Source organism: Pseudomonas sp. S5F11 (genome assembly GCF_019641515.1).
Lineage (GTDB): Bacteria > Pseudomonadota > Gammaproteobacteria > Pseudomonadales > Pseudomonadaceae > Aquipseudomonas > Aquipseudomonas rhodesiae.
The window spans coordinates 1,403,130-1,426,609 of the sequence record NZ_JAIFJZ010000001.1; the positions used below are offsets into that span (position 1 = coordinate 1,403,130).

The 23,480-nt window shown below is 60.6% G+C and carries 23 protein-coding genes; 9 read left to right on the forward strand and 14 right to left on the reverse strand.

Features of this window, described 5'->3' with window-relative positions:
• Window positions 1-67 precede the first annotated feature (67 nt).
• Both K1567_RS06020 and K1567_RS06025 read right to left on the reverse strand, forming a co-directional pair.
• The gene (locus K1567_RS06020; RefSeq protein ID WP_034112897.1) at window positions 68-910 is read right to left on the reverse strand and encodes a PhzF family phenazine biosynthesis protein; all 843 of its coding nucleotides are present in this window, start codon (window positions 908-910) and stop codon (window positions 68-70) included.
• A 3-nt stretch (window positions 911-913) separates the two neighbouring features.
• Entirely contained in the window at window positions 914-1,612 is a 699-nt protein-coding gene (locus K1567_RS06025; protein WP_034096867.1) for a glutathione S-transferase N-terminal domain-containing protein, read from the reverse strand.
• A gap of 253 nt (window positions 1,613-1,865) precedes the next feature.
• Here K1567_RS06025 and K1567_RS06030 point away from each other — a divergent pair, with 253 nt between their 5' ends.
• Complete coding sequence (locus K1567_RS06030) at window positions 1,866-2,567, forward strand: hypothetical protein (protein WP_034096866.1); 702 nt, start codon at window positions 1,866-1,868, stop codon at window positions 2,565-2,567.
• Between the two features lie 44 nt (window positions 2,568-2,611).
• Window positions 2,612-3,667, forward strand: a complete 1,056-nt coding sequence (locus K1567_RS06035; protein WP_034096865.1) for a permease — start codon at window positions 2,612-2,614, stop codon at window positions 3,665-3,667.
• 156 nt (window positions 3,668-3,823) lie between these two features.
• Here K1567_RS06035 and mnmH read toward each other — a convergent pair whose 3' ends face one another.
• From mnmH to K1567_RS06055, 4 genes are all read right to left on the reverse strand, one after another.
• Window positions 3,824-4,927: a tRNA 2-selenouridine(34) synthase MnmH gene (gene mnmH / locus K1567_RS06040; RefSeq protein WP_184316452.1), complete on the reverse strand. Its 1,104-nt coding sequence runs from the start codon at window positions 4,925-4,927 to the stop codon at window positions 3,824-3,826.
• A complete protein-coding gene (gene selD, locus K1567_RS06045; protein ID WP_034112891.1) occupies window positions 4,927-5,961 on the reverse strand; it encodes a selenide, water dikinase SelD in 1,035 nt (344 codons plus the stop codon). Before selD ends, mnmH begins: the two co-directional genes overlap by 1 nt.
• A 94-nt stretch (window positions 5,962-6,055) precedes the next feature.
• Window positions 6,056-6,805, reverse strand: a complete 750-nt coding sequence (locus K1567_RS06050) for a TerC family protein (protein WP_034112889.1) — start codon at window positions 6,803-6,805, stop codon at window positions 6,056-6,058.
• 28 nt (window positions 6,806-6,833) lie between these two features.
• Window positions 6,834-7,085 (reverse strand): hypothetical protein, encoded by a 252-nt coding sequence (locus tag K1567_RS06055; RefSeq protein WP_034137727.1) that lies wholly within the window; start codon window positions 7,083-7,085, stop codon window positions 6,834-6,836.
• Between the two features lie 134 nt (window positions 7,086-7,219).
• Between K1567_RS06055 and nhaR the strand changes: the two genes are divergently transcribed.
• On the forward strand, window positions 7,220-8,122 hold the full coding sequence (gene nhaR, locus K1567_RS06060; RefSeq protein WP_034096860.1) for a transcriptional activator NhaR: 903 nt from the start codon (window positions 7,220-7,222) through the stop codon (window positions 8,120-8,122).
• 4 nt (window positions 8,123-8,126) lie between these two features.
• On the opposite strand, the gene K1567_RS06065 is transcribed toward nhaR, so the two are convergent.
• Window positions 8,127-9,284 carry an MFS transporter gene (locus K1567_RS06065; protein WP_034096859.1) on the reverse strand — a complete coding sequence of 386 codons (1,158 nt, stop codon included), beginning with the start codon at window positions 9,282-9,284 and terminating at the stop codon, window positions 8,127-8,129.
• Window positions 9,285-9,516: 232 nt separating this feature from the next.
• Here K1567_RS06065 and sstT point away from each other — a divergent pair, with 232 nt between their 5' ends.
• Entirely contained in the window at window positions 9,517-10,728 is a 1,212-nt protein-coding gene (gene sstT, locus K1567_RS06070) for a serine/threonine transporter SstT (RefSeq protein ID WP_034096858.1), read from the forward strand.
• Window positions 10,729-10,776: 48 nt separating this feature from the next.
• Here sstT and K1567_RS06075 read toward each other — a convergent pair whose 3' ends face one another.
• Together K1567_RS06075 and K1567_RS06080 are read right to left on the reverse strand one after the other, a co-directional pair.
• Complete coding sequence (locus K1567_RS06075; protein WP_220698257.1) at window positions 10,777-13,563, reverse strand: hypothetical protein; 2,787 nt, start codon at window positions 13,561-13,563, stop codon at window positions 10,777-10,779.
• Between the two features lie 198 nt (window positions 13,564-13,761).
• Window positions 13,762-14,271: a DUF1993 family protein gene (locus tag K1567_RS06080; RefSeq protein WP_034096857.1), complete on the reverse strand. Its 510-nt coding sequence runs from the start codon at window positions 14,269-14,271 to the stop codon at window positions 13,762-13,764.
• Window positions 14,272-14,388: 117 nt separating this feature from the next.
• On the opposite strand from K1567_RS06080, the gene K1567_RS06085 reads away from it, so the two are divergent.
• Window positions 14,389-15,039 carry a YceH family protein gene (locus K1567_RS06085; protein WP_034096856.1) on the forward strand — a complete coding sequence of 217 codons (651 nt, stop codon included), beginning with the start codon at window positions 14,389-14,391 and terminating at the stop codon, window positions 15,037-15,039.
• Window positions 15,040-15,646: 607 nt separating this feature from the next.
• Here the strand turns inward: K1567_RS06085 and K1567_RS06090 are convergent.
• The 3 genes from K1567_RS06090 to K1567_RS06095 all read right to left on the reverse strand — a co-directional run bounded on the left by K1567_RS06090 (window position 15,647) and on the right by K1567_RS06095 (window position 17,846).
• A complete protein-coding gene (locus K1567_RS06090; protein ID WP_405045956.1) occupies window positions 15,647-16,471 on the reverse strand; it encodes an IS3 family transposase in 825 nt (274 codons plus the stop codon).
• A gap of 8 nt (window positions 16,472-16,479) precedes the next feature.
• Complete coding sequence (locus K1567_RS27915) at window positions 16,480-16,782, reverse strand: transposase (protein ID WP_040267329.1); 303 nt, start codon at window positions 16,780-16,782, stop codon at window positions 16,480-16,482.
• Window positions 16,783-17,027: 245 nt separating this feature from the next.
• Complete coding sequence (locus K1567_RS06095) at window positions 17,028-17,846, reverse strand: shikimate 5-dehydrogenase (protein WP_034096855.1); 819 nt, start codon at window positions 17,844-17,846, stop codon at window positions 17,028-17,030.
• 156 nt (window positions 17,847-18,002) lie between these two features.
• On the opposite strand from K1567_RS06095, the gene K1567_RS06100 reads away from it, so the two are divergent.
• The 3 genes from K1567_RS06100 (at window position 18,003) to K1567_RS06110 (ending at window position 19,047) form a co-directional block, all read left to right on the forward strand.
• The gene (locus tag K1567_RS06100; protein WP_034096854.1) at window positions 18,003-18,356 is read left to right on the forward strand and encodes a hypothetical protein; all 354 of its coding nucleotides are present in this window, start codon (window positions 18,003-18,005) and stop codon (window positions 18,354-18,356) included.
• Window positions 18,357-18,581: 225 nt separating this feature from the next.
• A complete protein-coding gene (locus K1567_RS06105) occupies window positions 18,582-18,776 on the forward strand; it encodes a hypothetical protein (protein WP_003173044.1) in 195 nt (64 codons plus the stop codon).
• A gap of 91 nt (window positions 18,777-18,867) precedes the next feature.
• Window positions 18,868-19,047: a hypothetical protein gene (locus K1567_RS06110; RefSeq protein WP_034096853.1), complete on the forward strand. Its 180-nt coding sequence runs from the start codon at window positions 18,868-18,870 to the stop codon at window positions 19,045-19,047.
• Window positions 19,048-19,057: 10 nt separating this feature from the next.
• Here K1567_RS06110 and K1567_RS06115 read toward each other — a convergent pair whose 3' ends face one another.
• Entirely contained in the window at window positions 19,058-20,125 is a 1,068-nt protein-coding gene (locus K1567_RS06115) for an AI-2E family transporter (protein ID WP_034096852.1), read from the reverse strand.
• 270 nt (window positions 20,126-20,395) lie between these two features.
• Between K1567_RS06115 and yegQ the strand changes: the two genes are divergently transcribed.
• Window positions 20,396-21,715: a tRNA 5-hydroxyuridine modification protein YegQ gene (yegQ, locus tag K1567_RS06120; protein ID WP_040269463.1), complete on the forward strand. Its 1,320-nt coding sequence runs from the start codon at window positions 20,396-20,398 to the stop codon at window positions 21,713-21,715.
• Here the strand turns inward: yegQ and K1567_RS06125 are convergent, their stop codons facing one another.
• On the reverse strand, window positions 21,716-23,395 hold the full coding sequence (locus tag K1567_RS06125; protein ID WP_220698258.1) for a methyl-accepting chemotaxis protein: 1,680 nt from the start codon (window positions 23,393-23,395) through the stop codon (window positions 21,716-21,718).
• Window positions 23,396-23,480 lie beyond the last annotated feature (85 nt).

The window sequence follows — 23,480 nt, forward strand, 5'->3', positions numbered from 1 at the left end:
TTGGCCCCGGCAGCACAAACGCCGAGGGGCCAACAGTGTATTGCCAGGGGCGCAATAATGTATTGATCTAGAGCTGTAGACGCCCTTCGATGCACACGGCGACAGCGCCACCGACCCAGATTTCATCGCCTTGACGTTCAACGCGAATACGCCCCGCACGCCCTATGGCCGTGCCCTGACTGACCACGTAGCATGGCGGCGCAAGCCCTTCGCTGAGCAGCCATTGCGCGACGCCCGCATTCAGGCTGCCGGTGGCCGGGTCTTCCTGGGCGCCATCGCCTGCGACAAAAGCACGCACCTCAAACTGCGTGTCCACGTCGTCGCGTACCGGGTTGCACGGGGCGATCACGCCGACGGCCAACCCTAATAGCTGTGAATAGTCCGGCTGCAACGCCAGGACCTGGTCACGATCAGCCAACATGAGCGCAAGCCACCCTGCACCATTGTCGACCCACTGACTGCGCAGGATGCTGTCCGGCGGCAGCCCCAACCCCAGGCGTACACGCTCAAGCAGCGGCGCGTCGACGGCACCGGAGCGTAACAACGGCGGCGCAATAAACGCCAACTCGGCGCCTTGGCGACGGATACGCACCAGGCCGATTTCGCACTCCTGGATAATCTCCTCGCCTTTGGGCACGCCGCCAGCCTGGAGCCACGCGTAGCACGTACCCAGCGTCGGGTGGCCGGCGAACGGCAACTCCTGCAACGTGGTAAAGATCCTTACTCGGTAGTCGGCACGAGGGTCGCGCGGAGTCAGCAAAAACGTGGTTTCACTGAGGTTCGTCCACTTGGCGAAGTCGGCCATCTGTTGGTCGCTGAGGCTGTCTGCACCGAGGACGACGGCCAGCGGGTTGCCCTTGAGCGATACGCTGCTGAATACATCCAGTTGTTTGAAATCGAAAGTCGGCATGGATCAACTCGGAATATTCAGGCCACGGATCACGGCCGGGCGTGCGACAAAACCGTCGAGCGCGCGCAGGACGTTAGGGAAATCGGCAATGCCTACCAGATCGCCGGACTCATAAAAGCCGATCAAGTTACGGATCCAAGGGAAGGTGGCGATGTCGGCGATGCTGTAGTCATCGCCCATAAGCCAGGTGCGGCCCAGCAGGCGTTTTTCCAGCACCTGCAGCAACCGCCGCGACTCGGCGGCATAGCGATCGCGGGGGCGTTTGTCTTCGTAGTCCTTACCGGCAAATTTGTTGAAGAACCCCAACTGGCCGAACATCGGGCCGATGCCGCCCATCTGGAACATCAGCCATTGGATTGTCTCGTAACGGGTGGCCGGGTCTTCGGAGAGCAACTGGCTGGTTTTTTCCGCCAGGTAAATCAGGATCGCCCCCGACTCGAACAACGCCAGCGGCTGACCGCCCGGGCCGTTGGGATCGATGATCGCGGGGATCTTGTTGTTGGGGTTCAGAGACAGGAACTCGGGGGACAATTGGTCCTGAGTTTCGAAATTGATCTTGTGCGCCTCATACGGCAGGCCCAGTTCTTCGAGCATGATCGAGACTTTGACGCCGTTGGGCGTAGGCAGCGAATACAGTTGCAAGCGTTCGGGGTGCTGTGCGGGCCATTTGCTGTTGATCGGGAATGCGGCAAGTGCGTTCATCGGGACAGTCCCTGAGGCAGAAAGCCCTCATGATAGTCATCCCCGCGCTGTCGTGCATGGGTCATCAATGCGCAACATCGCCTGGCTATTATCCCGTCCGGGCGAACCAATACGCCCCGCCGCACTCTTAAAGGCGCTCATAGGGTGAAGGGAGGCACCTGGCTAGATAGACAAGGAACACCTCGGGACGCACGTGCGTCACTGGGGCCAGGCGTGTCCGCCTTAACGCGACGCATGAAGACTCGAACCTAAAATGACGATCAAGCCTCTGCGCCTTGTGCAACGACTCAAACGCTATTCCTACATCATGTTACCGCTGCTGCTGGTCGGCGGTGCCACAGCGGCCCTCCTTGACGCGCCGGAAAGCCGCGCTCAGCCGGTGGACGGCGTGCAGACCTTGGTATTCCTGCGCCACGGCGAAAAACCCGCCGGCGGCCTGGGCCAACTCAATTGCCAGGGCCTGAACCGCGCGATGAACCTGGCCACGGTGTTGCCGGAAAAATTCGGCCCGGCGGATTTTGTGTTCGCCGCTAACCCGACGCGCAATGTCGAGGAAGGCGAGCTGGATAATTCCTACAGTTACATTCGCCCACTGATGACCATCAGCCCCAGCGCCATCAAGCTGGGCCTGCCGGTCAACATCAATTTCTCGGCCAATGACACCAGCGACCTGGCCGATGAGTTGGTCGAAGACAAATACCACAACGCCACCATCTACACCGCCTGGTCCCATGGCTATCTGCCGGAGTTGATCAACAAGGTGGCGAGTGAGGCGTCGGGCGAGAAGCACACCATCACCGACGACTGGTCCGGCAGCGACTACGACACCCTTTACGTATTGACGCTGACCTGGCACAACGGCAAGGCCTCGTTGCTGAGCCGCAACTACAAACAGGGCCTGAACGACGGCGAACAGAACTGCCCAGAGCCGACACAGGTGAGCGCCGACAGTTGACAGCGTATGATGCGCGGCTATCGACTCATCTGCGGATCATCCCCATGTCCAACCTTCTCTCCACCCAGCCCGTCCGGGGCTGGTCGTTCTGGTGGAAACCGGCGCTGTTCCTGCTGGTGGCCTGTGTCGGCCTCTACTACGTCAAGTGGTCGCCCTACTACTTCAAGGCGTTTGTGGCTGCTGACAACCACAGCATCGGCGCCTCGATTCTCAATGATCAGCAAAGCTCGCCCTTGGCGGCGGCGTTGGCCTATGCCCAGGTGTATTTCCTGGCGATCTGGAAAGCCGCAGTCCTGGCGGTAATCCTCGGTTCGCTGCTGCAAGTGCTGATCCCGCGCGACTGGCTGCTGCGCCTGTTCGGCCGGGCCGGGCTGGGCTCGACAGTACGCGGCGGGCTGTTTGCCTTGCCGGGGATGATGTGCAGCTGCTGCGCGGCGCCGGTGGCGGCGAGCATGCGTCGGCAACAGGTGTCGGTGGGCGCGGCGCTGGCATTCTGGATCGCCAACCCGGTACTGAATCCGGCGACGCTGGTGTTCATGGGCTTTGTGCTGGGCTGGGGGTTTACCGCGCTGCGTCTGGTGGCGGGCATTGTGCTGGTGGTGGGGGTGTCGTTGGTGGCGCAGCGCATCGCACGCCCCGATCAGGTGCCGGAAGCCGCGCTGGAAGCGGTGGCCGATGTGAGCCAGGTCGAAGCCCAACCCTTTTTCAGCCGCTGGATGCGGACGTTGTGGCAGCTGTTCTGGAGCACCATTCCGGTGTACATCCTGGCCGTGCTGATCCTCGGTGCCGCGCGGGTGTGGCTGTTCCCTCACGTAGACGGAGCCATGGCCAACAGCCTGGTGTGGCTCGTACCGCTGGCGATCGTCGGCACATTGTTCGTAATTCCTACGGCGGCCGAGATCCCTATCGTACAAACCATGATGACCCTGGGCATGGGCACCGGCCCGGCCGTGGCCTTGCTGATGACGTTGCCGAGCGTGAGCCTGCCGTCCCTGCTGATGCTGCGCAAGGATTTCGACGCGCGGGTGCTGGTAACGGTGGCCGGGCTGACCATGCTGATGGGCGTGGTGTGCGGGTTGATTGCGGTGGTGGTGCTTTAAACATGCGGTGGGGGGGCTGAGGGCGCTATCGGGGGCAAGCCCCCTCCCACCTTTGATAGCTATCGCCTGGGCTGGGTCAACTGAGCCTTAACAGACTGGCATTAGGGCAAGCCCCCTGCCACAGGCAACGCGGCGCGATAGGCCCCGGTATCCCCCTCACTCGCGCCGCGTACTGCGCTCGCGCAAATATTCCACCACTGCCCCCTGCTCGCCCGCGAATTCGATGCGGGCGCCTTTGCTTTCGCGCTGGAAGGCGTACATCGGGTCGTAGTACTCGCGCAGCAGGCCTTCGATCCAGCCACGGTGCAGGTCCACGGCGCCGCTGCGCGCCTGTTCGGCCAGGGCGTCCTGCAGAATCGCCTGCAAGCGTTGGAACCGTTCGCCCCCGAGGCGCTTGTGGATATTGGCCAGGCTCTGGGTCAGCCGCTCGCCGAACAGCGTCTGGCCCTGTTCGCCAAACGTGGCAATGAACTCGGCACACAGGTCAACCACGTAGTCGCGCAGGATACGTTCGACGCGCCCTTGCAGGCTGTCTTCCAGCCACACCATCGGATACGTTTGCATGCCTTTGTGCAACGGCAACGGCAGCGCGCAACTGCCTATCATGCGGCTTTCGTCCTCCACCACGAACTGCTCGATGCCGGCCGCGCGTTTTTTCAGCAGGTCCACAGCCAGGCGATTCTCGAAGTCGATGTTGGACGGTTGCGCCGTGGCCCGTTTGCCGAAGCTGGAACCGCGGTGGTTGGCGTGGCCTTCCAGGTCCAGGGCGTTGCGCAAGTGGCCGAGGACTTCGGTCTTGCCGGTGCCGGTCATGCCGCCGAGCAACACAAAATCACACTGCTGGGTGGCTTGCTCCATGGTTTCAAGCAAAAACGTACGCATGGCTTTGTAACCCCCGCCGACGCGCGGGTAGTCGATACCGGCCTCTGTCTTGAGCCACTGCTGCACAATCTGCGAGCGCAACCCGCCACGAAAGCAGTACAGATAGCCATCAGGATGAGCCTGAGCGAACTGCGCCCAGCGTTCGATGCGCTCGGCCTTGATCGCGCCGGATACCAGTTCATGCCCCAGGACAATGGCGGCTTGCTGGCCTTGCTCCTTGTAGCAGGTGCCGACGCGCTGGCGTTCGTCATCGGTCATCAGCGGCAGGTTGACCACGCCCGGAAAGGCGCCTTTGACGAACTCCACCGGCGCGCGGGTATCCATCATCGGCCGGTCGTTAAGGAAAATGCTGCGATAGTCGGTGATGTCAGTTGCCATCAAACCACCTCTACCGCGTGGGTCTGTCGCTCGACCAGTTCACCGATAGGCGCCAGGTTCAGGCCCAGTTCGGCGGCCACAGCGTGGAAATCGGCGTCACCTTCGGGGGTGACCGCGATCAGCAGGCCGCCACTGGTCTGCGGGTCGCACAGCACGCGCTTGTGCAGTTCCTGCAAACGCCCGAGCTTGCTGGCGTAGCTGTCGAAGTTGCGCAGGGTGCCGCCGGGCATACAGCCCTGGTCTAGGTAGTCCTCGATCCCCGGCAGGCGTGGGACATTGGCGTACTCGATGCGTGCGGTCAGGCCGCTGCCATCCGCCATTTCCACCAGATGCCCTAACAGGCCGAAACCGGTGACATCGGTCATGGCGGTGACGCCGGCCAGTTTACCGAAGCGGCTCCCGGGCTTGTTGAGGGTGCACATCCAGTCGCGAGCCAGGCCGATATCGGCCTCGCGCAACTTGCCCTTCTTCTCGGCCGTGGTGAGGATGCCGATGCCCAGGGGCTTGGTCAGGTAGAGCCTGCAGCCGGCGGTAGCGGTGTCGTTGCGCTTCATATGGCGCTTTTGCACGATGCCGGTGACCGCCAGGCCAAAAATCGGCTCCGGCGCGTCGATGGAGTGCCCGCCCGCCAGGGGGATACCGGCCGCATCGCAGACCGAGCGACCACCACGGATGACCTCGCGGGCCACTTCCGGGGCCAGCACATTCACCGGCCAGCCCAGGATCGCAATGGCCATCAATGGATCGCCACCCATGGCGTAGATATCACTGATGGCGTTTGTGGCGGCAATTCGACCGAAATCGAAGGGATCGTCGACGATCGGCATGAAAAAGTCGGTGGTGGAGACCACACCGCGCTCGTCGTCGATGGCGTACACCGCCGCGTCGTCCCGCGAAGCATTGCCCACCCACAGGTTGGGGTCGAGGTTCTGCGCACCGCTGCCGGCGAGGATCACTTCCAGGACCTGGGGTGAAATCTTGCAGCCACAACCCGCGCCGTGGCTGTATTGGGTAAGGCGAATCGGCTCGTTCATGCTGGACCTCAAACTATCAAGTGCGCGGATTCTACCAGACAGCAAAAGGCCGGCTGGGCTCTTATGAGCACAGCCGGCCTGTTTGTTTCAGGGTTTACTGACGCGCAGCGAGCAAACGCTTATGGCGGTTGCGACGGGCGATATTCAGGCACTCAATGGCCGCCGAGAACGCCATGGCTGCGTACACATAGCCTTTAGGCACATGGGCGCCAAAGCCTTCGGCGATCAAGGTCATGCCGATCATGATCAGGAAGCCCAGGGCCAGCATCACCACCGTCGGGTTGTCGTTGATGAACTTGGCCAGCGGTTCGGCCGCGACCAGCATCACGATCACCGAGGTCACCACGGCAATGATCATGATCGGCAAGTGCTCGGTCATGCCCACCGCCGTGATGATGCTGTCGATGGAAAACACCAGGTCCAGCAACAGGATCTGCCCGATGGCCGCCGCAAAACCGATGGTCACGGCGTTGCTGGTGCTTTCTTTCTCTTCAGGCTCCGGGTCCATGCTGTGATGGATCTCGGTGGTAGCCTTCCACACCAGGAACAGGCCACCGGCGATCAGGATCATGTCCTTCCACGAAAACGCCTGCCCGAACACCTCGAACACCGGCGCAGTGAGCTGCACGATAAAGGCGATGGTGCTCAACAAGCCCAGGCGCAGGACCAGGGCCATGCTGATACCGATGCGCCGCGCCTTGGCCCGGTGCTTCTCCGGCAATTTGTTGGTGAGGATCGAGATAAAGATCAGGTTATCGATGCCCAGCACGATTTCCATCACGATCAAGGTCGCCAGGGCGATCCACGCGGTGGGGCTGGCGGCCAGTTGTACAAGGTAATCCATAGGTCAGTCCTGGTGGTGTGCTGGAGAATTAGGTTTCTTGGCTATTCGATTCGTCGGTTTTATCAGCCTGATCGTCTTTCTTCTGCGGGTTGATCAGGCCTTGGGTGGCTTCACTCAGGGCTTGCTCGGCGGCTTTCTGGGTATCGTCGATTGCCTGCTTGGCCGATTCCGAGGCCTTGCCGATCACCTGCTGCGCACTTTTTTCGACCTGATCGCAACCGCTGATCATCACCAATGAAAGCGCAAGCAACGAGGCCGCGCCGAAAGAATTGAGTTTCATGCTGTATCCCTCGTTAGAACGCTTGGGTCCCAATAGTGGCCCCGCGATAGCGACGCATTCTATGCAGAGCAACACTTCAGCAAAATTCGTATTTTTCCCGCGTATACTTCGCTTTTTACGAAGTGACCACCCTCATGCTTAATTATCGACAACTGCATTACTTCTGGGTCGTGGCCAAAACCGGCAGCATCGTGCGTGCGTGCGAGCAATTAAACCTCACGCCCCAGACCATCAGCGGGCAACTCAGCCTGCTTGAACAGACGTTCGGCATCGCGTTGTTTCAGCGGGTCGGGCGCCAACTGGAGCTGACCGAAGCCGGGCGGCAAGCGCTGCCCTATGCCGAACAGATGTTCCAGACCGGCAATGAGTTGGAAGCCATGCTGCGCGCGCAGCCCAAGGAGCAGCAGATTGTGTTTCGGGTCGGAGTGGCGGATGTGGTGCCCAAATCCATCGTTTATCGGCTGATCGCACCGACCATGGAATTGAGCGAGCCGCTGCGTATTACCTGCCGCGAGGACAAACTCGAGCGCCTGCTGGCGGATCTGGCGATCCAGCGCTTGGACCTGGTGATTTCCGACAGCCCCATGCCCACGCACCTGGATATCAAAGGCTACAGCCAGAAACTGGGAGAGTGCGGCATCAGTTTTTTCGCCACCCAAGCATTGGCCGACCGCCATACCGGCCCATTCCCACAGTGCCTGCACGGCGCGCCGCTGCTGATTCCCGGCGCGGAAACCGTAGTGCGTAGCCGCTTGCAGCGCTGGTTCGCCGAGCAGCAGATCCAGCCGAAGATCATCGGCGAGTTCGACGACAGCGCCTTGATGCAGGCGTTTGGCCAATCCGGCAGCGGGATTTTCATCGCCCCCAGCGTGATTGCCGACGAGGTGGTGCGCCAGTACGGTGTGGCGCTGATCGGCCAGACCGACGCGGTCACCGAGTCGTTCTATGCGATCTCGGTGGAGCGCAAGGTCAAGCACCCGGGCATCGTGGCGATTACCGAAGGCGCGCGGCGCGAATTGTTCACTGCCCTGCCCTGACCGCTCAGGCGTTGGACGCCACCGGCTGCCTGGCGGTCATCAGCCACAGCGCCAGCAGGATCGACACCAGGATAAACCCAGACGCCGCGAACCCCAGGCTGCCGAGGCCGAAGGTATCGATCACATGACCACCGACCATCGCCCCCAAGCCGATGCCCAGGTTGGCCCCGGCAATGTTCAGCGACGCGGCGAACGCCGGCGCATGGGGCGCGGCCTTCATCAGCCGCACATGGCTGACCAGGAACAGCGCCGCCTGGGTCACACCCCACACCGCCATCGCCGCCGCCAGGCCGATGGTGGAATGAATGGCCGGCACCAGCGCGACCATGCCCGCGATCATAAACCCGCAGAACACCATGGATGCGATCAACGGATGGCGATCCACCGCACGGCCGCCCAAGGCATTGCCAAGCAAGCCCACCGCGCCAAAGCCCATCAGACACCAGCCCACTAACGTGCCATCGAAGCCGGCCAGGCGTTCAAGGATGTCCGCCAGGTAGGTATAGGCAGTGAACATACCGCTGAATACCAGGATCGACAGCAGGATATGGCCCTGCATCAAGGGGTTGCGCAGGATCTTGAACTGCGAGCGCAGACTCACTTGATCGTTCTTCGGCCGGGTTACCGGCAGGTAGATGAACAACAGCAAGGCCTTGGCCAGGGCCACCACCGCCAGAATGGCGAACGCCGTGCGCCAGCCGAACGCATCGGAAATCAACGTGCCCACTGGGATGCCGAACACCGTGGCGCAGACGATGCCGAAACCGATCTTCTCAATGGCGCGCCCGGCGTAGTCCGGGCCGACGATGTCCACCGCCGTCTCGCTTGCCAAGGCCCAGAACACCGGCAAGCCCAGGGCCGGGATCAGTCGTGCCAATGCCATCACCCAGATATTCGGCGCCAGCGCGGCCACGGCGTTGGCCGCGCCGAACAGAATCAGAATGCTGATAAACAGACGCTTGCGTGGGAAACGCGCGCAATAGGCCGTCAGAAACGGCCCGAACGCCGCCACGGTAAACGCAAACAAGGTCACCAACAGCCCGGCTTGGGACACGCTGACATTCAGGTCGCGGGCAATCGATGGCAGCAGCCCGACAATGATGAATTCCGTGGTCAGCACGGTAAAACCGGCGGCCGACAGCAGCAGGATGGGAAACAGCATGAAAACTCCAGAAACAACGACATCAACGACAGCCCGAAGGGCCCGCTGACGGATAGGAAAGGTGAGAGGCCAGAAGCTTAACAGAGTATGTCCGGCTTTGGCCAAAGCGGGTGACGCGATGCCGCAGCCGCCGGAGCACGCACCACAGCATGCTAGACTTCGCGCCCTGCTTCCTACAGCCCCTTCTGCTCATGGGGCTGCGCACATTAAAAAAACTAGAGACAACCTCTTTATGACTGCTGCCCCTTCGCTCCTTAAACGCCTGACCCGCGTCAGCCTGGTCACGCAAATCGTCATCGGCTTGATCGCCGGGATTCTCCTGGCATTGCTACTGCCCGAAGCGGCCAAAGCCACCGGGTTTATCGGCAAGGTGTTCGTCACCGCGCTCAAGGCCGTGGCGCCGATTCTGGTGTTTGTGCTGGTAATGGCGTCGATCGCCAACCATAAGCACGGCCAGGAAACCCATATTCGCCCAATCCTGTTCCTGTATTTGCTCGGCACGTTCGCCGCCGCCGTGGTCGCGGTGGTCGCCAGCATGTGGTTCCCGTCAACACTGGTGTTGGCCACCCATGACGCCACAGTGAGCGCGCCCGGCGGTATCGGCGAAGTTTTGCAAAGCCTGTTGCTGAGCGTGGTGGACAATCCGGTAAGCGCGCTGATGAATGCCAATTTCATCGGCATCCTGGCCTGGGCCATTGGCATGGGCATCGCGATCCGGCATGCCGGCGAAACTACCCGCACTGTGCTCGATGACCTGTCCAACGGCGTGACCTTGATTGTGCGCGTGGTGATTCGCTTTGCGCCGCTGGGCATTTTCGGCCTGGTGGCCTCCACCTTGGCCACCTCCGGGTTCAGCGCCCTGCTCGGCTACGCCCATCTGCTGGTGGTGCTGATCGGCTGCATGCTGTTCGTCGCGCTGGTGATCAACCCGGCCATTGTGTTCTGGAAACTGCGCCGCAACCCGTACCCGCTGGTACTGCTGTGCCTGCGCGAAAGCGGCATCACTGCGTTCTTCACCCGCAGCTCGGCGGCGAACATTCCAGTCAACCTTGCATTGAGCGAGCGCCTCGGCCTGCATGAGGACACCTATTCGGTGTCGATCCCGCTGGGCGCCACCATCAACATGGCCGGCGCCGCGATCACCATTACCGTGCTGAGCCTGGCCGCCGTGCACACACTGGGCATCAGTGTCGACCTGCCGACCGCCGTGTTACTCAGCGTGGTCGCGGCCATTTGTGCCTGCGGCGCCTCGGGCGTGGCCGGCGGTTCGTTGTTGCTGATTCCCCTGGCGTGCAGCCTGTTCGGCATCCCGAGTGAGATCGCCATGCAGGTGGTCGCCGTAGGTTTCATCATCGGTGTACTGCAAGATTCGGCGGAAACCGCGCTCAATTCGTCCACCGATGTGCTGTTCACTGCGGCAGCGTGCCTGGGCAAACAAAGATAACCGATCCCCCGGGACGGCCTGTTCAAGGGCTGTCCCGGGGCGAAAGCATCAAGCACTGGTGCTATCAGGACTGAAGCCTTCAAGCGGTACGCCAAAACGCGAACGGGTTGTCCGATCATAGCCGTACCATTTCCCGGTTATTTCATCCAACTGAGCCGTGATACGTATTGAGTCGCCGAGAGTATTTGTATAAGTGCCGACGGTGACGCCATCTCTTTTATCCTGATGAGCCCGGTCCACACCGCGATTCGCCGCAATGATGCGCCAGGTGGAGGTCCCTTTGCCCCATGCCGACTGCCACCAAGGCAGGCCTCTGGAGACGATGGCTTTTCCTCCGGCAAACGGGTTGGCCGCGCTGATCGCACCCCGTGTCAGGATGCCGCCAGCCCGGCCTGAAAGCCCGGGGCCCAGCCTCGCGATTTTAGCCCCTGCGAAAATGCCTCCCACCGCAAACCCCAACACGTCAAATGCCAGAAAACCAAGCCCCTCGCCTACCTTTCCCTTTTGAAACCTATCGATAGCGGACGCAAAAGGCACCAAGGTCCGGGTCACCGCCTGTATCTCTTCAAACACCGTCACTTCGGTATCGAATGTGGTGATGCCCCTGGCTTTCTGGACTAGCACTTCTCGCTCTCCGGGCTTGAAGATATTGCTCAGCACGGTATCGGTGATGTACTGAGTCCGGTCAGACGTGAAGGTTTGCACAGGCCCCGGGGCCTTTTCCCGTGCACGTCGTTTCTGCTGTGCCTCTTCTCCATCTGCCACCACTTCGCGAATCGACGGGCGGCTGTAGATTCGCCTGACGCCAGGATTGGCTCGCTCAGTCAAGGGACCGGACCATTCACCCTTCAGACCCGGTTTCAGGTCGCCCGTCAAATCAGTGCGCTTGCGGATATAACCCTGCTGGGGGTTGACCTCATAGACCGTTTTGGTTGCCCCATACTTCGTGACGAACAATAACGAACGGCTATCAGCGGGCTGCTCACTCACCCTTTTTTCAGGCCCCCGATACTTTCCCCAACTCTCACGACTCGAGGTGGTTTTTTCTTCGGCATAAACGCTCAGCTCGCCATACTCCAGGGCTTCTCTGTCCTGCACAGGCAGTTGGGACATCAAGTGTTTGACCGTGACACCCATGGCCTCCTGGAGCGCGTCGTAGTAGTCGGAGACTTCCTTTTCATAGTTGTCGATGGGCGGAATGCGCCGGAACGTTTCGAACATGTCAGCAAAGGGCACTGCAGGGTCAGTGGAGTACCAGCGGGTATGCAATTGCGGTTCGAGATAAATATCCAGAATCGAATAAGGCCCCCGCAAATACTGATGAGCCTCGGTGGGCATCAGCACCTTGGCTTCAAAATCGACATTAGGGAATTTCCCCGACAAATGCTCCTTGAGGATCTGCAGCGCTTTTTCCTTACGGGGCACTAATGGCTCACGTTGCGCGTCGGAGGCTTTTTTCAGGGTCTCCAAGCGTTCGCTGGAGAGCGTGCGCGCCCTCTCAATTTCGTCGTCCGTGTAATTGTTGTCATCGCGCTTTGCAATTGCACCGTCCGCTACGGCCCAGTGGATCAACGCCTCCCGCCCCGCCAAGGCTTCCACGTCTCTTTCGGCGCTGCTAACGGGCTCAAGGTCGTTCTTGACCAACGCCTCATAGGTCTGCCCTGCTGCCGAGCCAGGCGTGTGGAAGTTGGCCTTGGCGACGATGGCTTTGAGGCCAACCCATCCCGGCGAACCATAGGTGATAGAAGCTGGAACGTCTTTGACCAGCAGCTCTGACGCGTGGTGTGACAGTAACAAATACGCTACGACTGGCGCGTTTCGGCCGTAGGTCTGCGCCAGATGGTCAGTCAGCCCTTTCACCACCGACGACAAGGGTTTACCCCAATTATCGCGCTGGGACAGATCATAGCCGGCCAGCTTGTTTTTTTCGTTTGGATGCATCACCGAATGGCCATTGGCCCCCACCTGAAGCATTGAAAGCAGCCAATCCTGAGGACTGCCGGCCCCGTTGAACCGCGCCCGCAGCTGCTCACCTACCGTTCGTGCGGCCGGTGCATTGATCATGTTCAGCAGGGCGGTGCGCGGATCCTTCAGCTCGGCATCTGACCATTGATGGCGTTGAAGCATCAGCACCGCTCCGTTATTCGTCGCCGGCAGGTCACCGTGCTGGAGCGAACGATACACGTCGGAGCTGGAAGCCTCGTGAATCGCTTTTTGGGTGGATTGATCAAGGGGAATCGGCCAGGACAACCCACCGCCCAGATCGCCGGATGGCAACGGCGAGGACCGATAAAGGCGGAACACGGCCCCGCTCATATTCCGCACCTCGGCCATCGTGGTCGGTCGCTCCCAGCCAAGGCCATCAATGAAATCTAAAAGATTCACGCGCTGCCCGGCCTTTGACTCGTTATTGAGTTGAAAGCCGGAATCAGGGTCCAGTTGGATCCATTGACTGCGCAAATAATTGGTGAACCCTTGGGCGCGGTCGTAAGGCCGGCCCCCCGGATATCGGTAAGCATGCAAAGCCGCCTGTTCATCCAGATACTTGTCGCCTTTTACGTACACGTTCAGCAACCCATGCACGAACTTCTCAAGGTCGCGTCGATTGCCCGCATCGCGTTTATCGGCGCTCTGCGCCTGTTCAGTGCTTCCTTCATTTGCTTCCGAGGGCGGGGTTTGGCCCACCGCCGTTGCCTCGCCCGATGCCTCTCGCCGGACACGGGTGTTCGGGCCGGGCAAAACCGAAGAGGCGCCCTGACTATCCAGCACAGGCGAGGACGTGTGCGACGAAGAAAAACGCGATACAGCAGCTGACAGGTGGGGCGTCGTGATCATCTAAAGCCTCTCATACACTCACGGGGATTGGGGGGAGGCACATGCCTCATCGCCTGGTGAGTGCCGCGGCAGAAAGACTTGGTTCACCGCCCTTCTGTAACCTTTTCCGACAAGGTCAGGGAATTCATAACCGCCACCCATAAAAAAACCCGGTGCCGTTCAACGTGGAACGACACCGGGCTTTTTTGACGCTTGAGCTTAGAAAGCGCCCATGTAGTCGCGCTTGCCCACTTCCACGCCGTTGTGACGCAGCAGCGCATACGCGGTGGTGACGTGGAAGAAGAACTGCGGCAGGCCGTATGTCAGCAAGTAGGACTGGCCGCTGAAGCGCTTCTCTTTCGGGGTGCCTGGACGGGTGACGATTTCGATGCCTTCCTTGCCGTCGATTTGCTCGGCCTTGAGGGTGTCGATAAAGGCCAGCACCTTGGCGATCAGGGCTTGCAGGTCGGCGAAGGTCACTTCGTTGTCGTCATATTTAGGCACTTCGATCTCGGCCAGGCGCGCAGAAACGCCCTTGGCGAAGTCGACGGCGATCTGCACCTGGCGCACCAGCGGGAACATGTCAGGAAACAGACGCGCTTGCAGCAAGGCATTGGGCTCGATGTTCTTGGCCGTAGCGTGGGCTTCGGCCTTGTTCAGCACATCGCTCAGGGCGTTGAGCATTTGTTTGAACACAGGAACGGAGGCGGCGTACAGGGAAATAGTCATGGCACTCTCATCGGTAATGGCGGGGTTGCAACCAGCGGCGATTATAGCCATGCCCTCTGCTTGTCTTTTATTTTTTCAGGGATAGGCTAAGGACCTTCACTGCATAGGGAACGCGCGATGACCGCCGAGCACGACACCGATACCCCTGAGCCGCGCCTGAACAGCACGGAAATCCGCCTGCTGGGCTGCCTGATCGAAAAACAGGCGACCAACCCGGAAACCTACCCCCTGACTCTCAACGCTCTGGTATTGGCCTGCAACCAGAAAACCAGCCGCGAGCCGGTGATGAACCTCAGCCAGGGCCAGGTGGGCCAGAGCCTGCGTGCGCTGGAGGGCCAAGGCTTCACTCGTCTGGTGATGGGCAGCCGTGCCGACCGCTGGGAACATCGGGTGGACAAGGCGCTGGAACTGGTACCGGCCCAGGTGATCCTGATCGGGTTGTTGTTCCTGCGCGGCCCGCAGACGGTCAACGAACTGCTCACTCGCAGCGCTCGCATGCATGATTTCGAGGACGTCGAACAGGTCGTGCACCAGCTCGAACGCCTGATCGCCCGCGGGCTGGCGGTGCTGGTACCGCGTCAGGCTGGGCAGCGGGAAGACCGGTACACCCACGCGCTGGGCGATCCGGCGGATATCGAGGCGATTATCGCGGCGCGGGCAAGCCCGGTGGAGCGTGGCACCAGCGGGGTGTCCGCCGAACGTATCGAAGAGCTGGAAGCGCGAATCGCCGCGCTGGAGGAACGCTTGGCACAGTTGGAACAGGCCTGACACAGTAATAGGTGGGGCCGGGGGGCCGATGGCGGTGAGCCAGCCAACACCCTCATCGCCTGATAGATCTATATCGGGGGCAAGCCCCCTCCCACCTTGGATCTACGCTTGCCTTGAGCTTGGCGCGCCGACCGTTGGGACCCGAGCTCGAGTGAGCGCTGTCCAACCTGTGGAAGGGGCTTGCCCCCGAGGGCGGTGAGCCAGTCAATACCCTCATCGCCTGATGGACCTATATCGGGGGCAAGCCCCCCTCCCACCTTGGATCTGCGCTTGCCTTGAGCTTGGCGCGCCGACCGTTGGGACCCGAGCTCGAGTGAGCGCTGTCCAACCTGTGGAAGGGGCTTGCCCCCGAGGGCGGTGAGCCAGTCAATACCCTCATCGCCTGATGGACCTATATCGGGGGCAAGCCCCCTCCCACCTTGGATCTGCATTTTGCCTTGAGCTCGGCGCGCCGTCCGTTGGGCCACCGAGCTCGAGTGAACGCGGTCAAACCTGTGGGAGGGGGCTTGCCCCCGATGGCGGTGTGAAGCCAACACCCTCATCTCCCGATGGACCTATATCGGGGGCAAGCTGAACTGGTCAAGTATTCTTGGACACCATTTAAGGTTCATGCCGCCAGTCTCTCCCTGACGACCGGCGACCGGTAATCGTTGTAACTGTGGGGCCTGGTGATGTTGTAGCGCGAGACATAACGCTGCACGTCTGCTCGGGCCTCATGTTCTGATGCGTAACCCGTCTCGGGCACCCACTCTGATTTCAAACTTCCAAAGAAACGCTCCATCGGAGCGTTATCCCAGCATTCACCTTTACGGCTCATGCTTTGCCGCAGGCCATGCGCCAGCAGCTCATTCCTGAACTTATGACTGGTGTACTGACAGCCTTGGTCTGAATGAAACAGCACCTCTTTAGGACGACCTCTGAGCTCAACCGCCATCCGCAAAGCCTCGCAGGTCAGCGTGGCATCGGAAATCATCGAAAACGACCAGCCCACGATCCGACGGGCGAACAAATCCAGAATCGCAGCGAAATACAGCCACCGCTTGCCGACCTTGATGTACGTCACGTCGCCACACCACACCTGATTGACCGCCGTGACATCAAACTCACGCTTGAGCACGTGCGGTGCCACCAAAGCTTCTACGCCGGACGATTTGTACTTATGGCGTCGGCGCTGGCGGCTGGCGATCCCCGCTTCGCGCATCAAACTGCGAGCCAAGTACCGGCCGATGCGATGCCCTTTCTCTTGCAGCTCCTTCGCCAAAGTCCTCGCTCCCGCAGAAGCTCGCGATGCCTTGTGATGCTTGACCAGCGCGGCTTTAAGCTGCTCTCGCTGAGGGTTAGCCTTACCTTGGCGCTGACGCCAAGCGTAAAAGCTGCTGCGGTTGACGCCGAACGCCCGGCAACACCGATTAACGCCGTACTGCTCGTCCAACTCATCGATCAGCGTGAATGATCTTTGGCGTCCAAAAGCAGGAGAGCACTGGCCTTTTTTAGGATTTCGATGTCCAGGTCTTTCTCCCTGAGCAGGGCTTTGAGCCTCTGAATTTCTCGCTGGTCGGCGGTAATCGCCTTGGCGCCTACCGGCGTCGAGCCCAAACGCTCTTTGCGTACCTGATCGACCCAACGACGCAAGGCGGTAGGGCCTATATCCAAACTGGCACACACCTCGGTAACCGGCTGGCCTTCGTCCAGCACCATGCTGGCAGCCTTGAGCTTGAACTCACTCGAATAAGATTTACGCATATCCAAACACCTCAGATTTGGGCGCCATCATAGCGCCCGATTGAAGTGTCCAAAATCATTAGGCCAGTTCAAGCCCCCTCCCACCTTGGATCTGCATTTTGCCTTGAGCTCGGCGCGCCGTCCGTTGGGTCACTGAGTTCGAGTGAACGCGGTCAAACCTGTGGGAGGGGGCTTGCCCCCGATGGCGGTGAGCCGAACAATACCTCCATGTCTGATGGAGCTATATCCAGCTTCCCAGTGCTTTTTCAGAGACGGGCGAAGGCCACTGCTTTTTCGAATTGTTCCTGGGTCGGCCGCACGCCGGTATAGAGCACGAACTGTTCCAACGCCTGGATGGCGATTACTTCCAACCCGGTAATTACCTGTTTGCCGTTGGCTCGGGCATGCACAATCAACGGTGTTTCGGCGGGAATCGCCACCACATCGAAGACAGTCCGCGCAGTCTCGATAATGTCTGCGTCAAACGCCAATGCCTCCGCCTCCGCGCCGCCGGTCATGCCGATGGGCGTGACGTTTATCAGCATTTGCGGACGCAGGCCGGTCATATCCGCCTGCCAGGCGTACCCCAGGTGCTGGGCCAGCGCGCGCCCCGCTCTCTCGTTACGCGCCACGATCACGCCGTTGGCGTAGCCACCGTCGCGCAGGGCACTGGCCACGGCCTTGGCCATGCCGCCGCTGCCACGCAGGGCGAAGGTGGAATCCTGTGGGACCGCATGCTTTTTCAGCAGTTGCTCGACGGCGATGTAGTCTGTGTTGTAGGCCTTGAGATGGCCGTGGGTGTTGACGATGGTGTTCAACGAATCGATGGCTTGAACCGAATCGTCGAGTTCGTCCACCAAGGCAATGGCTGCCTCCTTGAATGGCATAGACACCCCGCAACCCCGGATCCCCAAGGCCCGGATACCGCCGATCGCGCCGGGCAAATCCTGGCTGCTGAAGGCCTTATAGTAAAAATTCAGACCCAACTGCTCGTACAGATGGTTATGAAACCGCAAGCCGAAATTACCGGGGCGCGCCGACAGTGACATGCACAGCTGGGTGTCCTTGTTGGGGTGCATCTGCATGGAAAACTCCTGTGAGTAAGCAAATCGGTACAGACCTTACACAACCTTTACCTAGCGGCCGTGCTGTTTTTCAGAAATACGTTGTCTTAAAAGTATCCCCGCGACATGACTTGAGTCCATTGATGGCAGGACACGAGCGCAGGGGCTAACCGAGGAATGACCATGATTCGTACAATCCCCAAGATCGCCTTGCTGGTAGGTGCACTCGCTATGGCTGGCCAAGCCTCCGCCCACGGTGGTGGATGGGCGGGGCCGGCTGCCTTGGGTGCGTTGGTCGGCGCCGCCGTGGTGGGCTCGGTGGTGGCCAGCCAACCCCGCGAAGTCTACGTGCAGCAACCGGTGTATGTGCAGCCGCAGCCTGTCTACGCCGCTCCGCCGCCGGTCTACTACGCGCCACCGCCGCCTGTGTATGTGCAACAGCAAGTGTATTACCGCCCGGCGCCGGTCTATTACGGCCCACCGCGCGGTTACTATGGCCCGCCCCATGGTTACTACCGTCGTGGCTGGTAACTGTTCGATCTGAAACTGGCCTCGCAATCGTGCGAGGCCTTTTTTTTGCGCCGAGTCCGGTTTTATCGCGTCAAGGTCGCTATGGAGACAATGTCTGGTGCGCAATCGCACATGATAGACACCAATGTCTACTTGCTCGAACAGGGCTCGCGCTGTCATGTTTGCGTCACATAACCCTTTCACTATCGAGCCTGTCCACCCAATAACAATTAAGGACGATTAACCATGCCCACACAAAACCCACACCGCACCGCCGGCCTTTGCACCTCCAGCAAGGTGTACAGCGCCCTGACCGAACTCAAGCACCTGGAAGGTCACCGCAGCGCGAAGTTCCTCGCCTTGCTTGCGGAAAACCTGGTGCGCAAGGGCCTGCTCAACGAGCAGGAAGTGGTGAGCATGCTGGATCAAGTGGTGGACTGACGCGTGGCATCAATGTCGACTATCGAGACAGTTGATTTTTCCTCAGCCGCCATGGCCCGTAAGGTGACCCCTACCACGATTGGAGGTCCTTATGCCCACTGTTCATATCATGTCCGTCATCGGCAGTGCCGTCCCCGCCGCTCTGCGCGCCTCGGGGGTGTTGGCTTGCTGGTACTTGGTACGCGAAGGCGAGCCGATCACCGGCCCGCTGACATCGTTGAAAGCCGCCGAACACCAATTGAAAGCCACCACCTACCAGTTGGAAGCCTGACGCTACCGGTTTACGGCAATGGCAACTTGACCCGCGGCTTGCTCTCGACAAACAGCGCCCAACTGGACATGAACAGCGCCGCCACCAGCGGTCCGATCACAAACCCGTTAAGGCCAAACACTGACAAGCCGCCCAGGGTCGAGATCAGGATCAGGTAATCCGGCATCTTGGTGTCCTTGCCCACCAGGATCGGGCGCAGCACGTTGTCCACCAGGCCGATCACAAACACGCCGAACAACGCCAGCACCACGCCCTGCCAGATCGCCCCACTCATCAGGAAATATGCCGCCACCGGCCCCCATACAATGCCCGCGCCCACCGCCGGCAGCAGTGAAAGAAATGCCATCAGCACCGCCCATAGCAGCGCGCTGGGAATGTCCAGGAACCAGAAAATCAACCCTCCCAACGCGCCCTGAGTCACGGCCACCAGCACGTTGCCCTTGACCGTGGCCCGCACCACGCGGTTGAACTTGAGCTGCAGGCGACGCTTTTGCGGTTCGGCCAACGGCACGGCGGTGCGCACCTTGCGTACCAGCTCCGGGCCGTCGCGCAAAAAGAAAAACAGCAGATACAGCATGATGAAAAAGCTCACCAGAAAATCGAAGGTGCCCTGACCGAAGCTGAACGCCTGAGTGGCGAAAAATTGGCTGCCCTGCATCGCGCTTTTTACGATTTTCTCACGCAGCCCTTCCAGGTTGCCCATGCCGAAGCGATCCAGCAGATGCTGGAAGTACGGCGGCAGGAAATTCTTGAACTGCTCGATATAGCCCGCCACATCCAGCTTGCCGCTTTCGATGTTCTTGTACAGCGTGGCCCCCTCTTGTACCAACAAGGCACTGGTGATGATCACCGGCAAAATCGCGACGATCAAACACGCAGTCAGGGTGGCCAGGGAGGTAAGGTTACGGTTCCAGCCGAATTTCAGCTGCACGCGGCGCTGCATGGGCGCAAAGATAATGCCGAGGATCACCGCCCAGAACACCGCGCCGTAAAACGGCAGTAATATCCAGATAAAGGCAACGGTCACCAGGACCAGCAGTAACAACAGGGTTTTGAATTGCAGGGTGGTTTGGTTCATGTCCGGTCCATGTCAGAAAAGCATTGGGCCTGTGTAGGCCCTGATGCTTAGTCCGCTGCGAAACCTGGGAGTGCCCTTATTTATCGCACGCCCGCGAACTCCCCGCCTTGGACCCCACTCAAGAGCACCCGGATCGTCTTCTCCTAAGCTTTTATAACCGCGTTCGCGAATGCGGGCGCGTTGCTTTGCACAGCAGTGGTCTCAATGACTTGGATCAATAAACCTGCGCCCGCCCTGCACTACTCTCGCGCCTTTTTGCGACCCTACGCCATGCCCACTGTTATCGCCCCCGAACTGCTCGCCCCCGCCGGCACCCTGAAAAATATGCGCTACGCCTTCGCCTACGGCGCCGATGCGGTGTACGCCGGCCAACCGCGTTACAGCCTGCGGGTGCGCAATAACGAGTTCGATCACGCCAACCTGGCCCTGGGTATCCAGGAAGCGCATGCCCAGGGCAAGCGCTTCTATGTGGTGGTGAACATCGCGCCGCACAACGCCAAGCTCAAGACCTTCCTCAAGGACCTGGCACCGGTGATTGCCATGGGCCCGGATGCGCTGATCATGTCCGATCCAGGGCTGATCATGCTGGTGCGCCGACACTTTCCGCAGATGCCGATTCACTTGTCGGTGCAGGCCAATACGGTGAACTGGGCGAGCGTGGAGTTCTGGCAGCAGCAAGGGATCTGCCGGGTGATTCTGTCGCGGGAATTGTCGCTGGAGGAGATCGGCGAAATCCGTGAGCAGGTGCCGGCCATGGAGCTGGAAGTGTTTGTCCACGGCGCCCTGTGCATGGCGTATTCCGGGCGCTGCCTGCTCTCGGGCTATATGAACAAGCGCGATGCCAACCAGGGCACCTGCACCAATGCCTGCCGCTGGAAGTACCAGGCCACTCCGGCGGTGGAAAACGCCACCGGCGAGATCGTGCAGCAATACGCGCCGGAACCGACCCTGGGTATCGGTGCGCCCACCGATCAGGTGTTTCTGTTACAGGAAGCCAACCGCCCCGACGAGCAGATGCCTGCGTTTGAGGACGAGCACGGCACCTACATCATGAACGCCAAGGATTTACGCGCCGTGCAGCATGTGGAGCGCCTGACCCATATGGGCGTGCACTCGCTTAAGATCGAAGGCCGCACCAAGTCGCACTTCTATTGCGCGCGCACCACCCAGGTGTATCGCCGCGCCATCGACGATGCAGTGGCCGGTCGCACGTTCGACCGCAACCTGATGACCGACCTCGACTCTTTGGCCCAGCGCGGCTACACCGAAGGTTTCCTGCGCCGGCACGTCCACGATGAGTACCAGAACTACCAGAACGGCAGTTCCGTCTCCGAGCGCCAGCAGTTTGTCGGCGAACTGACCGGCGAACGTCGGGGCGAGCTGGCCGAGGTCAAGGTCAAGAACCGCTTCGCCGTGGGCAATCACCTGGAATTGATGACGCCCACCGGCAATTTTCACTTCGACTTGGGCGGCCTGCGCAACGCCAAGGACGAAGCCATCGACGTAGCGCCCGGGGACGGGCACACGGTGTATATACCGCTGCCCGTTGAGATGGATTTGCGCTTTGGCTTGTTGATGCGCGACGTTTGATCAGATCCTGAACTGACCGACCAGTTGCCCCAGGCGCTGGCCCAGGTCCGCCAGGCTGCGCGACGTCTGGGCCCCCAGTTGGGTTTCATCGGCCACGCTGTCCACCGCCGAGGCAATCTGATGCACGCTGCGGTTTATCTCTTCGGCCACGGCGGTTTGTTCTTCGGCGGCGCTGGCGATCTGGGCGTTCATTGAATTGATGGTGGCAATCAGCTGGGCCATGGTGTCCAGCGACGCTCCGGCCTGGTTGGCCTGGGCCGAGGTGCCATCGCCGGCCTCGCTGGAACTGCGCATGGCTTCCACGGCGGCTTCGGTGCCGGTTTGCAGGCGGTCGATCATGCCCTGGATTTCCTGGGTGCTGGTCTGGGTGCGGCTGGCCAGGGCGCGCACTTCGTCGGCCACCACCGCAAAGCCACGACCGGCCTCCCCGGCCCGCGCGGCCTCGATGGCGGCGTTAAGGGCCAACAGGTTGGTCTGCTCCGCAATCGAGCGGATCACACTCAACACGCTGACAATCGACGTCACATCCTGTTGCAGGCTGTCGAGGGACACGCCGCTGCTGCGGATGTCGTTCACCAACGCGTGGATCTGCGCGATGCTGCCGTCCACCACGCGCTTGGCGGCCTGGCCTTCGGCGTCGGTCTGCTGCGCGGCCACCGAGGCGCCCTGGGCACTGCGCGCCACTTCCTGGGCGGCGGACGACATTTGATTGATGGCGGTGGCGACCTGGTCCGTCTCGTGGCGCTGGCGCTCCATGGCCTGCTCCGAGCGGTGGGCCTGGTCGGACACCTGGCCCACCAGGCCGGTGAGCTGAGCGGTCATTTCGGTGATCTGGCGCACCAGGCCGTGGATTTTGTCGACAAACCGGTTGAACGCGCCGGCCAGCTCGCCCAACTCGTCCTGGCTGGTGATGGCCAGGCGCCGAGTCAGGTCACCCTCGCCGGCGGCAATATCGTCGAGGTTGGCTTTCATCAAATGCAACGGACGCAAAATGGTATTGGCCAGCACCATGCCCGCAGCGGCGATCACCAGCAACACCACCACGGCCACGCCGAGGATACTCAGCAAAACACCTTCCATGCGCGCTTTGACCTTGGCCTCGACCACCGCCACCTGGGCTTCGATGCCGTCGAGGTTGACCGAGGTACCGATGACCATATCCCACTTGGGCAGGTAATCGGTGTAGCCAAGCTTGGGCACCAGTTCGGTCTGCCCCGGCTGGGTCGAGCTGTATTGCAGGTAATGGCTGCCGTCCTTGCCGACCTTGACCAGGTCGCGGTTGACGTAGACGCCATTGGGGTCGCGGTTGTCTTTGAAACTCTTGCCCACGCCGTCGGGGCTATTGCCCTTGAACAGGCGGATGGTCTCGGAGTCGTAGCCGAAGAAGTAACCGTCCTTGCCGTAGCTGATGTTGGACAGCAGCTTGACCACCTCGGCCCGCGCCGCCGTATCGCCGGGCGCGGCGGCATCGTAGAGCGGCTTGACGGTGCTCATAGCCACTTCCACGTAACTTTGCAAAGTGGCCTTAGCGTTATTGAGCAAGCGCTGGCGGGTTTCATCCACCTCACTGCGCGCCTGGCCCTGGAGGATCCACACCGTAGTGAGGCTGATGACCAGCGCGAACAGCAACACCGGCACAACGGCGAGGGACAGGACTTTGGCCTTCAGACTCAGACGCATGGCTTTTCTCTCTTATTAAGCGACTTGAGAGGTTATCGGCCGATGGAAAACTATCTGTAGGCGCGAGCGCGCTCGTTCCTACAGA

What these genes read in the sequence shown, in the direction of transcription:
- K1567_RS06020 (WP_034112897.1), bottom strand. Translation starts at nt 910, where the DNA reads ATGCCGACTTTCGATTTCAAACAACTGGATGTATTCAGCAGCGTATCG.
- K1567_RS06025 (WP_034096867.1), bottom strand. Translation starts at nt 1,612, where the DNA reads ATGAACGCACTTGCCGCATTCCCGATCAACAGCAAATGGCCCGCACAG.
- K1567_RS06030 (WP_034096866.1), top strand. Translation starts at nt 1,866, where the DNA reads ATGACGATCAAGCCTCTGCGCCTTGTGCAACGACTCAAACGCTATTCC.
- K1567_RS06035 (WP_034096865.1), top strand. Translation starts at nt 2,612, where the DNA reads ATGTCCAACCTTCTCTCCACCCAGCCCGTCCGGGGCTGGTCGTTCTGG.
- mnmH (WP_184316452.1), bottom strand. Translation starts at nt 4,927, where the DNA reads ATGGCAACTGACATCACCGACTATCGCAGCATTTTCCTTAACGACCGG.
- selD (WP_034112891.1), bottom strand. Translation starts at nt 5,961, where the DNA reads ATGAACGAGCCGATTCGCCTTACCCAATACAGCCACGGCGCGGGTTGT.
- K1567_RS06050 (WP_034112889.1), bottom strand. Translation starts at nt 6,805, where the DNA reads ATGGATTACCTTGTACAACTGGCCGCCAGCCCCACCGCGTGGATCGCC.
- K1567_RS06055 (WP_034137727.1), bottom strand. Translation starts at nt 7,085, where the DNA reads ATGAAACTCAATTCTTTCGGCGCGGCCTCGTTGCTTGCGCTTTCATTG.
- nhaR (WP_034096860.1), top strand. Translation starts at nt 7,220, where the DNA reads ATGCTTAATTATCGACAACTGCATTACTTCTGGGTCGTGGCCAAAACC.
- K1567_RS06065 (WP_034096859.1), bottom strand. Translation starts at nt 9,284, where the DNA reads ATGCTGTTTCCCATCCTGCTGCTGTCGGCCGCCGGTTTTACCGTGCTG.
- sstT (WP_034096858.1), top strand. Translation starts at nt 9,517, where the DNA reads ATGACTGCTGCCCCTTCGCTCCTTAAACGCCTGACCCGCGTCAGCCTG.
- K1567_RS06075 (WP_220698257.1), bottom strand. Translation starts at nt 13,563, where the DNA reads ATGATCACGACGCCCCACCTGTCAGCTGCTGTATCGCGTTTTTCTTCG.
- K1567_RS06080 (WP_034096857.1), bottom strand. Translation starts at nt 14,271, where the DNA reads ATGACTATTTCCCTGTACGCCGCCTCCGTTCCTGTGTTCAAACAAATG.
- K1567_RS06085 (WP_034096856.1), top strand. Translation starts at nt 14,389, where the DNA reads ATGACCGCCGAGCACGACACCGATACCCCTGAGCCGCGCCTGAACAGC.
- K1567_RS27915 (WP_040267329.1), bottom strand. Translation starts at nt 16,782, where the DNA reads ATGCGTAAATCTTATTCGAGTGAGTTCAAGCTCAAGGCTGCCAGCATG.
- K1567_RS06095 (WP_034096855.1), bottom strand. Translation starts at nt 17,846, where the DNA reads ATGCAGATGCACCCCAACAAGGACACCCAGCTGTGCATGTCACTGTCG.
- K1567_RS06100 (WP_034096854.1), top strand. Translation starts at nt 18,003, where the DNA reads ATGACCATGATTCGTACAATCCCCAAGATCGCCTTGCTGGTAGGTGCA.
- K1567_RS06105 (WP_003173044.1), top strand. Translation starts at nt 18,582, where the DNA reads ATGCCCACACAAAACCCACACCGCACCGCCGGCCTTTGCACCTCCAGC.
- K1567_RS06110 (WP_034096853.1), top strand. Translation starts at nt 18,868, where the DNA reads ATGCCCACTGTTCATATCATGTCCGTCATCGGCAGTGCCGTCCCCGCC.
- K1567_RS06115 (WP_034096852.1), bottom strand. Translation starts at nt 20,125, where the DNA reads ATGAACCAAACCACCCTGCAATTCAAAACCCTGTTGTTACTGCTGGTC.
- yegQ (WP_040269463.1), top strand. Translation starts at nt 20,396, where the DNA reads ATGCCCACTGTTATCGCCCCCGAACTGCTCGCCCCCGCCGGCACCCTG.
- K1567_RS06125 (WP_220698258.1), bottom strand. Translation starts at nt 23,395, where the DNA reads ATGCGTCTGAGTCTGAAGGCCAAAGTCCTGTCCCTCGCCGTTGTGCCG.